Source organism: Methyloligella halotolerans (genome assembly GCF_001708935.1).
Taxonomy (GTDB): domain Bacteria; phylum Pseudomonadota; class Alphaproteobacteria; order Rhizobiales; family Methyloligellaceae; genus Methyloligella; species Methyloligella halotolerans.
Genome location: NZ_MASI01000007.1, coordinates 32750 through 46337, shown reverse-complemented (window position 1 = coordinate 46337; position 13588 = coordinate 32750). Strand labels below are relative to the sequence as shown.

Annotated in this window: 13 protein-coding genes; 8 read left to right on the top strand and 5 right to left on the bottom strand. The window is 64.0% G+C overall.

Annotated features, from left to right (window positions below; translation table 11 throughout):
* Positions 1-82: 82 nt before the first annotated feature.
* From purN to A7A08_RS12260, 3 genes are all read right to left on the bottom strand, one after another.
* Positions 83-748 (bottom strand): phosphoribosylglycinamide formyltransferase, encoded by a 666-nt coding sequence (purN, locus tag A7A08_RS12270; RefSeq protein ID WP_069095851.1) that lies wholly within the window; start codon positions 746-748, stop codon positions 83-85.
* A 5-nt stretch (positions 749-753) separates the two neighbouring features.
* The gene (gene purM / locus A7A08_RS12265; protein WP_069095767.1) at positions 754-1851 is read right to left on the bottom strand and encodes a phosphoribosylformylglycinamidine cyclo-ligase; all 1098 of its coding nucleotides are present in this window, start codon (positions 1849-1851) and stop codon (positions 754-756) included.
* Positions 1852-1934: 83 nt separating this feature from the next.
* A complete protein-coding gene (locus A7A08_RS12260; protein ID WP_141693986.1) occupies positions 1935-3131 on the bottom strand; it encodes a hypothetical protein in 1197 nt (398 codons plus the stop codon).
* 239 nt (positions 3132-3370) lie between these two features.
* Between A7A08_RS12260 and A7A08_RS12255 the strand changes: the two genes are divergently transcribed.
* The 7 genes from A7A08_RS12255 to A7A08_RS12225 all read left to right on the top strand — a co-directional run bounded on the left by A7A08_RS12255 (position 3371) and on the right by A7A08_RS12225 (position 11313).
* Entirely contained in the window at positions 3371-4606 is a 1236-nt protein-coding gene (locus tag A7A08_RS12255) for a DUF2066 domain-containing protein (RefSeq protein WP_169823003.1), read from the top strand.
* Positions 4607-4685: 79 nt separating this feature from the next.
* Positions 4686-5294, top strand: coding sequence for a CDP-alcohol phosphatidyltransferase family protein (locus A7A08_RS12250; RefSeq protein ID WP_083226761.1), 609 nt, complete (start codon positions 4686-4688; stop codon positions 5292-5294).
* A complete protein-coding gene (locus tag A7A08_RS12245; protein ID WP_083226744.1) occupies positions 5291-5968 on the top strand; it encodes a P-loop NTPase family protein in 678 nt (225 codons plus the stop codon). Before A7A08_RS12250 ends, A7A08_RS12245 begins: the two co-directional genes overlap by 4 nt.
* Before the next feature lie 157 nt (positions 5969-6125).
* On the top strand, positions 6126-8306 hold the full coding sequence (locus A7A08_RS12240) for an RNA degradosome polyphosphate kinase (protein ID WP_069095763.1): 2181 nt from the start codon (positions 6126-6128) through the stop codon (positions 8304-8306).
* A gap of 45 nt (positions 8307-8351) precedes the next feature.
* Positions 8352-9869 (top strand): Ppx/GppA family phosphatase, encoded by a 1518-nt coding sequence (locus A7A08_RS12235; protein ID WP_069095762.1) that lies wholly within the window; start codon positions 8352-8354, stop codon positions 9867-9869.
* A gap of 155 nt (positions 9870-10024) precedes the next feature.
* On the top strand, positions 10025-10978 hold the full coding sequence (locus A7A08_RS12230) for a DnaJ C-terminal domain-containing protein (RefSeq protein WP_069095761.1): 954 nt from the start codon (positions 10025-10027) through the stop codon (positions 10976-10978).
* The gene (locus tag A7A08_RS12225; RefSeq protein ID WP_208430634.1) at positions 10978-11313 is read left to right on the top strand and encodes a MerR family transcriptional regulator; all 336 of its coding nucleotides are present in this window, start codon (positions 10978-10980) and stop codon (positions 11311-11313) included. The genes A7A08_RS12230 and A7A08_RS12225 overlap by 1 nt, the downstream gene beginning before the upstream one ends.
* A gap of 43 nt (positions 11314-11356) precedes the next feature.
* On the opposite strand, the gene rnd is transcribed toward A7A08_RS12225, so the two are convergent.
* On the bottom strand, positions 11357-12526 hold the full coding sequence (rnd, locus tag A7A08_RS12220; protein ID WP_069095759.1) for a ribonuclease D: 1170 nt from the start codon (positions 12524-12526) through the stop codon (positions 11357-11359).
* Positions 12527-12741: 215 nt separating this feature from the next.
* Positions 12742-13059 carry a hypothetical protein gene (locus A7A08_RS12215; protein WP_069095758.1) on the bottom strand — a complete coding sequence of 106 codons (318 nt, stop codon included), beginning with the start codon at positions 13057-13059 and terminating at the stop codon, positions 12742-12744.
* A gap of 127 nt (positions 13060-13186) precedes the next feature.
* Between A7A08_RS12215 and A7A08_RS12210 the strand changes: the two genes are divergently transcribed.
* Positions 13187-13450: a hypothetical protein gene (locus A7A08_RS12210; RefSeq protein WP_069095757.1), complete on the top strand. Its 264-nt coding sequence runs from the start codon at positions 13187-13189 to the stop codon at positions 13448-13450.
* The last annotated feature ends 138 nt before the right edge of the window (positions 13451-13588 follow it).

The window sequence follows — 13588 nt, the reverse complement described above, 5'->3', positions numbered from 1 at the left end:
TAGACGGCCGCAATTTGTTGCGGTGCGACATGGCTGCCACGCTATGGGTGGGCAGGGGGTGAATCGTGTCGCCAAAGACCTATCAGGCCCGGTCGTAAGGCGCAGACTCTATTTGTTCTGAATGGTTTACGATAATTTGATCGTCTTCGACGGTGACCGCTCCGGAGGCGACGAGCTTTAGGGCGTGGGGGTAAAGCAGGTGCTCCGCGTCCAGCACCCGCGCCGCTAATGTGTCGGGAGTGTCATTATTTAGCACCGGTACCACCGCCTGATCGACGATCGGGCCCGAATCCATCTCGAAACGCACCGCATGAACGGTGCAGCCGGAAACCGTCATGCCTGCCTCGATCACCCGTTCATGGGTGTGCAGTCCCTTGAAGGCGGGCAGGAGGGACGGATGGATGTTGAGGTGGCGGTTCCACCAGCTCTTCACGAAAGCCTCCGTGTGGAGGCGCATGAACCCGGCGTTGCAGAGAATATCGAGCTCCGCCTTCTTGAGGTTGCGGTCGAGCGCTTCGTCGAAGGCCTCGCGGCTGTCGAAGGTCCGATGATCGAGAGCCAGGGTCGGGATACCCGAATCGGCGGCTTTCCGGAGGCCGGGCGCGTCCGGATTGTTGGAGGCGACGAGCACGATCTCGGCCGGATAATCCGGCTCATGCCGGCTGGCTTCGATGAGGGCGTGGAGATTGCTGCCGCGTCCCGATATCAGGACGCCGACGCGCTTCTTTTCGTTGGCGGCCGAGGTCATGGCGCTCACGCCCCTTGAAAGCCGAGGGTTCCGGCGTACTGAACCGGTTCGCCGTCTTTCCGGTCGATGAGACGGCCGAGCGCGAACGGCTCCGCGCCGGCGGCGCTCAGGGCGGTTATCACGGAATCCTGAGCATCCCGCGACACGATCACTGTCATGCCGACCCCGCAATTGAAGGTCTTCAGCATCTCGTCCTCGGCGATGTTGGCCGTGTCCTTCAGCCAGCCGAAGACCGGCGCGGGCTCGAGCGCGCCGAGGTCGATTTCGGCCGCCAGGCCCTCGGGCAGAACTCGGGGCAGATTCTCGGTGAGCCCGCCGCCGGTGATATGGGCCAGGGCCTTGATAGCGCCGAGCTGGCGGTGCACCTCAAGGAGCGGCTTCACGTAAATGCGGGTCGGCTCCAGCAGCGCTTCGCCGACGGATTTGTCCTTGGCGAAGGGGGCGGGATCGGTCCAGGCGAGGCCGGCCTTCTCGACCACCTTGCGCACCAGGGAGAAGCCGTTGGAATGGATGCCGGAGGATGGGAGGGCGAGGATCACGTCGCCCGCGCCGAGATCGTCCCGGGGCAGGATCCCATCCCGCTCCACGGCGCCGATGGCGAATCCCGCGAGGTCGTAATCGTCGCCTGCGTAGAGGCCCGGCATCTCCGCCGTTTCGCCGCCGATCAGGGCCGCGCCGGCCTGCTCGCACCCGTCGGCGATGCCGGCGATGATGGTCTGGGCCTTGCCGTTGTCGAGCTTTCCGCAGGCGAAATAATCGAGGAAGAAGAGGGGCTCGGCGCCTTGCACCACGAGATCGTTCACGCACATGGCGACGAGATCGATGCCGATCCCTTCGTGGTGGCCGGTCTCGATGGCGATCTTGAGCTTGGTGCCGACGCCGTCGGTGGCCGCGACGAGAATCGGGTCTTTGAACCCCGCTTCCTTCAAATCGAAAAGCCCACCGAAACCGCCGATCGAACCCATAACGCCGGAGCGCTTGGTCTTGGCGGCGAGGGGGTCGATCGCCTTCACCAAGGCGTTGCCCGCATCGATATCGACGCCGGCATCCTTATAGGTGAGCGAGCCGTTCGCTCCGCTTTCGGAATCGGATTTGGAGGCCAAGGATCGTCCCTTTGGGTCGTGCCGCAACTAGGGCGCATAACAAGCGGGCCGACGGCACCCCGTCAAGGACAAGCTGTCCTCGTCTAATGGCTATAATGGCGCGCGAGATGGGATTCGGCGTGGGCGGCGATCTCGGGGTCGGGGTTCTCCGCAAGGCGGTGCAGCACCGGCTCCATGCCTTCGATGCGGCTGGGGGATTCGGTGGCGCACATCATGGCGATCCAGGCGCGGTCCATTTCGATGAGCCGCGTGATGAAGCCGGGATCGGTGTCGTAATACTCGTGGACGTAGAACCAGAAGGCCTGGACGTTGGGGAGAAACGGCTCCTCCTCGTCGAGGCTCAGAACCTCGACCACCCATTCGTCGAGATCGAAGGCTTGCAGCCGTGGGTCGGTGGCGAGGGTGCCGAGGCCGCGGCATTCCGTGTCCAAGCCGCGGATGAACGCGCCGCAAAGGCTGCGGCGATGTTCGGAGCGCTGGGCTAGATCCTCAAGGAATTCGGGGAGGCCGGGAGCCTTTTCATCGTCGGGGAAGGGCGCCTCGGCGAAGAGCGCGCCGAGATAGCGGGCCGCCCCTGCGGCGATCATCGGGTGGGCATGGTCGAGGAGGGGAAGCAGCTCCGCCTCGCATTCCTGCCACGAAATCGGCTCCGGCTCGTTGGCGAGCGCGTCGAGCTCCACCGATTTTTCAATGGCCATCCGCATGCCGGGGTGACCCAGGCCGCGCTGCTCCAGCGCGTCCATCCAATCGCCGAACACTGTGCGGAAGACGGGATAGCCGTCGCTCATTACGTCGTAGCAGAGCTTGAAATGGACGCCTGGGTCCTGGGCCAGGTTTCGCTCGTAGGCGGCAAGGAACGGCGCGATCTCCTCTCTTGCGGTTTCCAAATCCCAGGGGATGTGGAGCTCTGGCGGAAGGTTTTGGTCGCCGAACCCTGCCGGAGTTGGTTTGCCCTCGACCCGGTATCGCTCTTCCCGTTCCCGAATCCACCGGCGCGTTTGGGCATTCCGGTCAAAGAGGCTCTCTTCGATGGCGCTCGCTGCGCAAGCTTCGAGATGTCCCGTCTGCCAGGGCTCGATATGGTGCTCGGAATCGAGGGGAGGCTCGCCGGGCGCGAGGCCGAGAATCCTGAAGCAGAGGCGATAGACACGCTTCAACGTCCCGCTGTCCACGTCGCCCGGGATCTGGAGCGACCGGAAGGCCGTGATGAGTCGTTCGTAGTCGGGCGGAGTCAGACCCGCCTCGAGCTCCTTGAGCGCCTGTTCAATTCGATCTGCCATGGTCGCCATGCCCGCGTCAGGGTGTCTCGGGCGAAGGCGCGAGCCGTACGGCGATTCTCGGACCCGCGACTGCGCCGGATGCATCGATGCAGAGCCCTATTGGACAGCATCCGGTCACAATTTGGAGGGAAAACTGCGAAGTCTTTTGGGGGTATCGGGAGAAATGTGGCGCACCTCTTGTCACGGCGCCCCGGATGGACTTTCTTTCGAGCGGATTTCAATCCTTTCGGGTGACGAACGTGCGGTCTTTCTTTCATTTCATTTGCTTGGCGATTCTCGTCTTTGCTCCCATCGCGGTGCAGGGCGACCCGGCGCAGGCGGCCGGCAGCCTGTACGATGTCGACAAGATCGACGTGGACGTGACAGCGGCCAATGCCGTGGCGGCTCAGAAAAAGGCCATGGCCGAGGCCCAGGCGAAAGGCGCGCAGGTTCTGTTCCGCAGGCTGGTGCCGCCGGAGGCTCATGACCGGCTGCCGCAGCTCAGCTCGGCGGAAGTCGAGTCCCTGGTCACCGGCGTCTCCATCGGCAGCGAGCGCTATTCCACGACCCGCTATATTGCGTCGCTCGGCGTCAGCTACAGCGAGGCGGGCGTCCAGCAGCTCCTCTCCAGCTATGGCCTGCCCATCGAAGACTCCCGAGCGATGGAGATCAAACTCCTGCCGGTGGTGATCGACCAGTCCGGCGCGCCCCTGAACGACAGCAAGCTTGTGAAGGCCTGGACGGACGGCTGGAATAGCGTCGACCTCGCCCATGCGGTCGCGCCGGCGGACCTGGTGAAACGGCAGGGCGTGCTCGATCAGCAGCGCCTGTCGGAGATCCTCAATGGCAATATCGACGCTTACGAGTTCCTGCAGAACGAGATCGGTGGGCCGCTTGTCATCGCCATCGCCGAGCAGAAGGGCGAGACCTTCTCGACGCGGCTGTTCGGTGCCGACGCTGTCAGCGAAGTCGACCTGATCAAGGACGTGCCGATCCGGGGCGACCTGGATGCGGCCGCGATGGCGGCGGCGGAGCAGGATTTCGCAGCGCTGCAGGACCGTTGGAAATCGATGCAGAGCGGTGCGGCAACGGCGATGCCCGAGGGGAGCGAGCCGCCCAGCAGCGGCGGCGGCGGGAACTGGTTCAATTTCGGCGGCCGCCAGCAGCAGCCGGAGGCGGCTCCTGCGCCACGCAACAATGGCGGCGGGTGGTTCAACTTCGGTGGCCGCCAGCAGCAGCAGGAAGAAGCGCCCCCGCCGGCCGAATACATCGTCGCTCGGGTCGAGTTTCAAGGCCTGATGGGTTGGCAGGAGGCTCGTAGCCGTCTCGCCAACGTGCCGGGAATCGAGCGGCTAGAGGTGAACTCGCTATCGCCGCAAGGCGCTTCGATCACCTTCGACTACGCGGGATCCCTCAACAATCTGCAGCAGGATCTGGCGCAGAACGGATTTTCCTTTGAGCCCGGCCAGGGCGAGTATGTCCTCCGGGCGTATTAAATCGGCCTAGGCGCCTGTCGCGCCGGCCAAGCTTTTCGTATCGAGTTTTATGCCTTTCGGCGGATGCTGAACCGTGATCGTGAATATTCCAAATAGCCTGACGCTCGCCCGCATTGTCGCGGTGCCTTTCGTCGTCTGGCTCATCATCACCGGCGAGATGACGGCCGCCTTCGTGCTGTTTCTGCTCGCCGGTGCGTCCGACGCGGCGGACGGCTTCCTGGCGAAGCGTTTCGGATGGAACACCGAGCTTGGAGCCTATCTCGACCCGATCGCCGATAAGGCGCTGCTGGTCAGCATCTATGTAACCCTCGGCTTTTCCGGCCATCTGCCGGTGTGGCTGGTGATCGCGGTGGTGAGCCGTGACGTGCTGATCATCGGCGCCTTCATGCTTTCCTCCATGCTCGGGCGCCCCGTCGAGGTGCGGCCCATCTTTATCAGTAAGGCCAACACCTTCTTCCAGATCGTACTGGCCGGCTTGGTCCTGGCGGAGCTCGGCGTGGGATTCGGGCTGCACGGTCTGGTTCCGGTGCTGGTGTGGGTTACGGGTCTTCTGACGGTCACCTCTGCAGGCGCATATTTCTGGAGCTGGCTCGTCTACATGGCGCGTTACGAGCCTGTGCCCCAGCGTCCGTCCCGCAGGCGCAAGGGCATGGGCGGAACGCATGGCTCCGGGGTTTCGGTGCGATGATGCGCGAGCAGCTCGTGCTGGACCTGCCGCATCGCGCCGCGCTCGGTGCCGACGATTTCCTGGTCAGCGATTGCAATCGCCTGGCGGTCGAATTGATCGATGCGTGGCCCGAATGGAATGCCCCGGCGCAGCTCCTGGTCGGGCCACCGGCGAGCGGCAAGACCCATCTCGTCCGGGTTTGGCAGGCTCGCTCCGACGCGACGTCCCTGACAGGCGCTGCGGATGAGCTTGCGGCGGTCGAAGCAGCGCCGCGCAGCTCTGCCTTCGTGCTGGAGGACGCGGATGGGGGGCGTTTCGGCGAGAAGGCGCTGTTCCATCTCCTGAACGTCGTCAAGGAGGGCGGCCATTTCCTGCTGCTCACGGCACGTCAGCCCCCCCGGCGCTGGGGCATCGATCTGCCGGATCTGAGGTCGCGGCTCAATGCGCTGCCCCTTGCCGATATGGGCACGCCCGATGGGCCACTGCTCAAGACGGTCATGCTGAAGCAATTCGCCGACCGGCAGCTCAATGTCGAGCCGAAGGTGCTGGAGTATCTCGCGCTTCACGTGGACCGCTCCCTGGAGGCGGCGGCGCGGGCGGTCGAGGCGGTGGATCAGGCGGCGCTCGGCTCGGGCCGTAAGATCAGCCGGCAACTCGCGGCGGAGGCGCTGCGCACGACCCAGCCAAGCGAATAGCGGCGATTCGCGCGGGTTTCGGTGCGTCCGGAAGGTGAAAATTCACGCCGGCGCGCTTACTGTAACAGCATTGCAATGGTTGCCCGGCATAGCTTGATCCCGATTTTGCGCCGCCCCGGGGGGCCGGCGCGCCACGCGTAGTCGAATTGAGGCGGTGATGACGTCGACGGATAATGTTCAGACCATGAGTTCCTCGCCGGAGCCGGAGTCCTTCGGACCGTCCCGGTTCTTCAACCGCGAACTCTCCTGGCTGTATTTCAACCAGCGCGTTTTGGAGGAGGCCGAGAACGAGCGGCATCCGCTGCTGGAGCGGCTGCGCTTCCTCTCGATCTCCGCCTCAAATCTCGACGAGTTCTACATGGTCCGCGTGGCGGGCCTGCGCGGGCAGGTGCTGGCCGGCATAGAGACCCCGAGCCAGGATGGGCTGACGCCCGCCGAGCAGCTCGACCGCATCAATCAGTTTGTCGCCGAGCTCACCGCCGACCAGCAGGAGATCTGGGTGACGCTGAAGGCGCTCATGGATGAGGCGGGGATCGATATCCTCGGCGCGGACGATCTGACCGCGGACGAGAAGACTTGGCTCGAGCAATATTTCCTCGATCAGATCTTTCCGGTGCTCACCCCGATCGCCGTCGATCCGGCGCACCCGTTCCCCTTCATCCCGAATTTCGGCTTCACCCTGGGGCTTGAGCTGGTGCGGGAAGGCTCGCTGCGCTCCATGCACGCGCTGATGCCGATCCCGCCGATGCTGGACCGGTTCATCCGTCTGCCCAAGAGCGAGGGGGAGGGGAGCGCGATCCGCTTCATCCGGCTGGAAACCGTGGTCGCCATCTTCGTGAACCGGCTTTTCCCCGGCTACCGGGTGCGCAGCCAAGGCGCATTCCGCGTGCTGCGCGATAGCGATCTGGAGGTCCAGGAAGAGGCGGAAGATCTGGTTCGGCTGTTCGAATCGGCGCTGAAGCGCCGCCGCCGCGGATCGGTGATCCGGCTAGAGATCGAGAATACCATGCCGCCGCGCCTGCAGCGCTTCGTCATGCAGGAGCTGAATGTCACGGAGGACGAGAGCTTCGTCCAGAAGGGGCTGATCGGCCTGACCGACACGGAGCAGCTGATCGTCTCGGATCGGCCGGACCTCAAGTTCGAGCCCTATAACAGCCGGTTTCCGGAGCGCATCCGGGAGCATCAGGGCGATTGCTTTGCCGCGATCAAGGAAAAGGACATCGTCGTCCACCACCCGTACGAGTCGTTCGACGTGGTGCTGCAGTTCCTGAAGCAGGCGGCGGCGGATCCCGACGTCGTGGCTATCAAGTGGACGCTTTACCGGACCGGCAAGGCCTCGCCCATCATCGACGTGCTGAAGGAGGCGGCGGAGAACGGCAAGTCCGTCACCGCAGTGGTCGAGCTGAAGGCTCGCTTCGATGAGGAAGCGAACATCAAATGGGCGCGCGATCTCGAAAGCGCCGGTGTCCAGGTGGTGTACGGCTTCCTGGAGCTGAAGACCCATGCCAAGCTCAGCCTGATTGTCCGCCGCGAGCGCGGGGAGCTCGTCACCTACTGCCATGTCGGCACGGGCAACTATCATACGGTGACGGCGAAGATTTACACCGACCTCTCTTTCTTCACCGCGGACCGCTCCATCGGCACGGATCTGTCGCGGGTCTTCAATTTCGTCACGGGCTATGCGGAGCCGGCGGATCTCGAGTCCCTGGCGCTGTCGCCGCACGGTATCCGGGCGCGCATTCTCGATCACATCCGTGAGGAGATGTATCACGCCAGGGAAGGGCGGCCGGCCGCGATCTGGATGAAGATGAACTCCCTGGTCGACAAGGAGATCATCGATGCGCTTTACGAGGCGAGCCAGGCGGGCGTCGAGATCGACCTCGTCGTGCGCGGCATCTGCTGCCTGCGGCCGGGCATCGCCGGACTTTCGGAGCGCATCCACGTGAAGAGCATCGTGGGCCGGTTCCTGGAGCATGCACGCATCTATTGTTTCGGCGCCGGTCACGGCCTCCCCCACCGGAAGGCCGCGATCTACATCTCGTCGGCCGACATGATGCCGCGCAATCTCGACCGGCGCGTCGAGGCGATGACGCCGATCTCCAATCCGACGGTGCACGAGCAGATCCTCGATCAGATCATGATCGCCAATCTGAAGGACAATCTGCAGAGCTGGCGGGTTCTATCCGATGGAAGCTCCGAACGGATCAAGCCGACGGAAGGCCAGGAGCCGTTCAGCGCCCAGAGCTATTTCATGACCAATCCCAGCCTCTCGGGCAGAGGCGCGGCGCTAAAGGAAAACATGCCGCCGCGATTTGCTCATCTCGTACAGACCGGGTAAGCGTTGGCACTCCTGAATCTTTTTCGGGTGTCCAAATCCCGTCCTATGGCCCTTCGCAAAGAACTCAGCCCGGTCGCGGTCGTCGATATCGGCTCGAACTCGGTTCGGCTCGTGGTCTACGAAGGCGCCACGCCGGCGCCGACTCCACTGTTCAACGAAAAGGTGCTGTGCGGCCTCGGCCGGTCTGTCGCGAGCACGGGCAAGCTCGATCCCAAATCTGTGGAGCGCGCCTTGCGGGCGCTCAGGCGCTTTCGGGAACTGATCGACCAGATCGGTGCAAAGACCGTCGAGGTGATCGCCACGGCGGCGGCGCGGGATGCCGAAAACGGTCCTGAATTCGTTGCGCGCGCGGAGGCCATTCTCAAAGCGCCGGTTCAGCTTCTCACCGGCACAAAGGAGGCGGAGCTCGCCGCTCGCGGCGTGCTCGCCGGCCACCGCAACGCCGATGGGCTGGCAGGCGATCTCGGCGGCGGCAGCCTGGAGCTGGTGGACATCTTCGAGGGTCAGACGGGCGAGGCGGTGACCCTGCCGCTCGGCGGGTTGCGGCTGATCGACGTTTCTGGCGGCAACCTGAAGAAGGCCCGCGAGATCGTCGATGCCGAGCTGGAGACCGTGCCCTGGCTCGAAAAGGGCAGGGGCCGTGATTTCTACGCGATCGGCGGGACGTGGCGTGCGTTCGCCCGGCTCTATATGGCGCAGGTCGAGTATCCGTTGAGCGTCATGCAGGATTTTCGCATCAAGACGGACGATGCGCTGAAATTCGCTTCCGCCCTCGATCTGCAATCTCCGAATTCTCTGTCCGGCATCAGCGAGATCTCCAGCGCCCGGCGCGAGACCGTGCCTTACGGCGCGCTTGTCCTAGAGCGGCTGATCCGGCGCATCAGGCCCAAGATGGTCGTGATCTCGGCCTTCGGTATCCGGGAAGGTCTGCTCTACTCGCTGCTCGACGAGGAGGAGAAGAAGCAAGATCCGCTGATCGCCGCTTGCGAGGATCTCGCCAGGCGCCGGTCGCGCTCGCTGGAGAACGCCTACGAGCTTTGCGACTGGACCGACGCGCTGTTTGCCGGGCCCGAGCTCGAAGAGACGCCGGAGCAGCGGCGGTTGCGCTATGCGGCCTGCCTGCTCTCCGATATTGGCTGGCGGGCCCATCCCGATTATCGCGGCACCCAGAGTCTCAACCTCGTCGCCCAAGGCAACTTCGTCGATCTCGATCACGCCGGCCGGGCCTTCCTCGCCCTGACCGTCTATTTCCGGGCCGAGGGCTACGTGAAGGACGAGCTGACGGAGTCGCTCCGGGAGCTGATCGACGACGACATGGTGCTGCGGGCCCGTATCCTTGGAACGGCCTTGCGTGCGGCCAACATGGTGTCGGCTTCGCTGCCGGGCGTGCTGCCCCATACGCCCCTCACCTACGAAGGCGACCGGCTGGTGTGGACCCTGCCGGAACCCTATTGCAATCTCGAAGGGGAGCGCGTCGAACGACGTTTCAAGAAGCTCGCCGCGCTCCTGGACCGGGATGGTGAGGTCCGTACCGGCGCCTCGGTGCAGCAGGAGGCGGTCTGAAGGCGTCAGTGGGAGGATGCCGCTGAAAACACGGTCTTTTGCGGCCGCCCAGCCTTGCGCAAAGCGGCGTTTTCTCCCAAATCATTGTGACAGCGGGGATGATGGTGTCTTATCCCAATCCCATTCAAAGCCCAGAACCGAGAGCCCAGTCGTAAATGGCAGACGACCTCTATTCCGTGCTCGGCGTTTCCAAGACCGCCAGCGCCGACGAGATCAGCAAGGCCTACCGGAAGCTCGCCAAGAAGTATCATCCCGATCTCAACCCGGGTGACGACTCCGCCGAGGCGAAGTTCAAGGAAGCGTCGGCGGCCTATGCGATCCTGAACGATCAGGAGAAGCGCGGGCAATACGACCGCGGCGAGATCGATGCGTCCGGCCAGGAGCGTCCTCAGCAGCGCTATTACCGCGAATATGCCGGGGGCAACGAGGGCACCCAGTATTATTCCAGCGCCGGGTTCGAGGATATGGGCGACATCTTCTCGGACCTGTTCGGCCAGCGCCGCTCGGCGGGCGGCGGCTTCGGTGGAGCCCGCGGGTTCGGCGGCGGTGCGGGCGGGCACGGTTTCGCCATGCGGGGCCAGGACGCGAATTACCGGCTGGAGATCGCCTTTCTGGAGGCGGCGAACGGCACGAAGAAGCGCATTACGCTGCCCGATGGCGGCACCCTGGACGTGACGATCCCGCCAGGCGTGCGCGACGGGCAGGTGCTCCGCCTTAAGGGCAAGGGCATGCCGGGATCGGGCGGCGCCGAGGCCGGCGATGCTCTCGTTGAGATCACGGTGGGCTCGCATCCGGTCTTCAAGCGCGATGGGCGGGACATCATCGTCGACCTCCCGCTGACCTTTGACGAGGCGGTGCTGGGCGGCAAGGTCGAGGTGCCGACCATTCATGGCGTCGTGTCCATGACCATTCCGGCGGGCGCGAACACGGGCCAGACCTTGCGGATGAAGGGCAGGGGCATCAAGGCCAAGGCCGGCACCGGCGACCAGCTCATTAAGCTTCAGGTCATGCTGCCGGAGACCATCGATAGCGATCTTAAGGAATTTGCGGAAAAGTGGCGTGAGACGCACAGCTACGATCCGCGGAAGAAGTTGAGAGAGCAGGCGTGATGCTGGATGAGCGTGACCTCGTCTCCAAGGTGGAGCAGCTGACCGTCACCCGTCTTCGGGTGTGGGTCAGCGAGGGGTGGATCCGGCCGGCGGATACGGATGCCAAGGCCTATAGCGAAGCCGATTTGGCGCGGGCGGCGCTGATCCGCGATCTCGTCGACGATCTCGGCGTGAACGAGGAAGAGGTGCCGGTGATCCTCAACCTTATCGACCAGATCCACGGGCTTCGCAGCGAGCTTCGGGTGCTGGTCGAGGCGATCAACGAGTTGTCCGACGATAGCCGCACCCAGCTGAAAGAGCGGATCTCTCTCCGGCGCAGCAAGCGGATCGGCTAGCGCGGAGCGGGACTAAACGCCCGCTCGCGCTGTAACGATCAAATCAATCGGATGAGTCGTCGCCGTTCACCTGAAGAACGGACACTTCGCCGTTCTGCACGGCGAGAGACAGCTCGCCGCGCTTGAGCTTCATCGCCTGCTCACCGAACAGCATGCGCCTCCAGCCCTTCATGGTCGGAAGGTCCGGCTCGTCGTGGCGCGCGATCTGCTCCAGCTCGTCGGAGGTCGCGATCAGCTTGGGTGCCACGCCGTGATGGCCTGCGGTGGCCTTCAGAAGCACCCGGAGGAGGTCGAATACCGCGGCCGATTCCGGCGTCATGGGATCGTTTCTCTGAATGCGCGGCACCGTCTCGAGATCCCGCTCCAGGCCGCGCTCGACGGCCTCCAGCACGCTTCTGCCCCGGGAGGAGCGCACGAAACCGTTATGGATGCTGCGGAGCGCGCCGAGATCGTCCAGGCTACGCGGGGCCTGGTTGGCGATATCGTGCAGGGCGTCGTCCTTCAGGATGCGCGAGCGGGGAACGTCCTGGCTCTGAGCCTCGCGCTCACGCCAGGCGGCGACTTCCATCAGCACGGCGAGCGCCTTCGGGGTCTTGGTGCGCATCTTCAGGCGCTTCCATGCATTTTCCGGCGGCTGCTCGTATGTTTCCGGATCGGTCAGAACCCCCATCTCTTCGTCCAGCCAAGTCTCCCGGCCGGAATCGTCGAGCTGGGATTTCAGCGTCGGAAACAGGTCCCTCAGATGGGTGACGTCGCCGATGGCGTAGGTGAGCTGCTTTTCGGATAGCGGCCGCCGGCTCCAGTCGGTGAAGCGAGAGGTCTTGTCCAGATTGCGGTTCAGCATGCGTTTCACGAGCATGCCGTAGCCAACGGATTCGCCGAACCCGCACACCATGGCGGCGACCTGGGTATCGAAGATCGGGTGGGGCACCTGGCCAGCCAGGTGATGCATGATCTCGACGTCCTGACGGGCCGAGTGGAACACCTTGAGGACCGACTCGTCGTTCATCAGGTCGAAGAACGGTGCAAGATCGATATCCGGCGCCAGGGTGTCGATCAGGAGTTCATGTTCGCCCGCGGCGATCTGGATCAGGCAGAGCTTCGGCCAGAAGGTCTGCTCCCGCATGAATTCCGTGTCGACGGCTATGAAGGGATGAGAAGCGAGTTCAGCGCAGGCTGAAGCGAGCTCCTCGGTCGTGGTGATGAGGCGCATGATTAAGCCGGATATATCTCACCCCACCGCCTTCCGCAAAGGACTTGCGTCCTTTCGCGTGCGAACCCGCGCTGCGCCGTTGCTGCGGGGTCACGGCTCGCACCGCGCAGGGCCGTTTTTTCGATTCCTTCAAAGGAATTGGGCTTATGCGCTCAAGAATGGTGGAAACTGCCGCAACACGGCAATTTTCCAGCCTCAGGCGGAAATCTCATCCGTCATTTGGGCTGCACGGTCGGGTCGCCGCCCGGACTGCCCGGAGGCGGGATAACCACCGTGGTGCCAGGATCCGGATCGGGGGCCGGCACGTCGATCTCCGAATCGCCGACCGAGGGCGGATCGATGACACCTTCATCCTCCTCGAGCTGCTCGCTCAGGGGCTTGTTCTCATCCACGCCGGGCACCTCTTCGGAGGTGCTGCCGGCTTTTGGCCGGGCCGGAGTTGCCTGATCCTCATGAGCGTCTTCGGCGGCCTGTATGGGTCCGGCCGATAGAATGGCGGCGGCGATCGCGAGCGATGACAGCAATATCCGCATTGACGGCTCCGTGGTGAAACGAGACCCGTATTAAACCTTGGCTTAGGCTGTCCCGTTCCCCGCTTACGGTGAAATCGCCCTCTGCTACACTGGAGTCAGTCTCATTCCTGAGAGCGAGGATCGCGCCATGACCAAGACTTTGACCAAGGCTTTCCGTATGTTTTCGCTGGTTCTGGCCCTGGCGCTGGGCGGTGTGATAGCGGCCGGCAGCGGCTCAGCGCAGGCCGGCGAGAGCGTCCAGCTGGCCAAGCAGCAGCCCAATTCCGAATGCCTGAACGGGCTCAACGGGTGCAAGGCCATGTGCTTCGGCAAGGACAATCGCCGGCGCGGCCAGTGCCTGGCGGCCTGCAATGTCGACTACCGGCGATGCAAGGCTTCGTCCGGCACCTGACGTAGACGCCATCCAACGGCGGGTTTGCCGTTCGGCGCCGCTTCTGGCATTCCTGCAGCGACCGGGGCGATGCGGACGCTTGACAGCCGGACGCTCGCCATGCGCTCTACGCGCGATTCACACCCTTACCTCACGGAA

What these genes read in the sequence shown, in the direction of transcription:
- purN (WP_069095851.1), bottom strand. Translation starts at nt 748, where the DNA reads ATGACCTCGGCCGCCAACGAAAAGAAGCGCGTCGGCGTCCTGATATCG.
- A7A08_RS12260 (WP_141693986.1), bottom strand. Translation starts at nt 3,131, where the DNA reads ATGGCAGATCGAATTGAACAGGCGCTCAAGGAGCTCGAGGCGGGTCTG.
- A7A08_RS12245 (WP_083226744.1), top strand. Translation starts at nt 5,291, where the DNA reads ATGATGCGCGAGCAGCTCGTGCTGGACCTGCCGCATCGCGCCGCGCTC.
- A7A08_RS12240 (WP_069095763.1), top strand. Translation starts at nt 6,126, where the DNA reads ATGACGTCGACGGATAATGTTCAGACCATGAGTTCCTCGCCGGAGCCG.
- A7A08_RS12235 (WP_069095762.1), top strand. Translation starts at nt 8,352, where the DNA reads ATGGCCCTTCGCAAAGAACTCAGCCCGGTCGCGGTCGTCGATATCGGC.
- A7A08_RS12230 (WP_069095761.1), top strand. Translation starts at nt 10,025, where the DNA reads ATGGCAGACGACCTCTATTCCGTGCTCGGCGTTTCCAAGACCGCCAGC.
- A7A08_RS12225 (WP_208430634.1), top strand. Translation starts at nt 10,978, where the DNA reads ATGCTGGATGAGCGTGACCTCGTCTCCAAGGTGGAGCAGCTGACCGTC.
- rnd (WP_069095759.1), bottom strand. Translation starts at nt 12,526, where the DNA reads ATGCGCCTCATCACCACGACCGAGGAGCTCGCTTCAGCCTGCGCTGAA.
- A7A08_RS12215 (WP_069095758.1), bottom strand. Translation starts at nt 13,059, where the DNA reads ATGCGGATATTGCTGTCATCGCTCGCGATCGCCGCCGCCATTCTATCG.
- A7A08_RS12210 (WP_069095757.1), top strand. Translation starts at nt 13,187, where the DNA reads ATGACCAAGACTTTGACCAAGGCTTTCCGTATGTTTTCGCTGGTTCTG.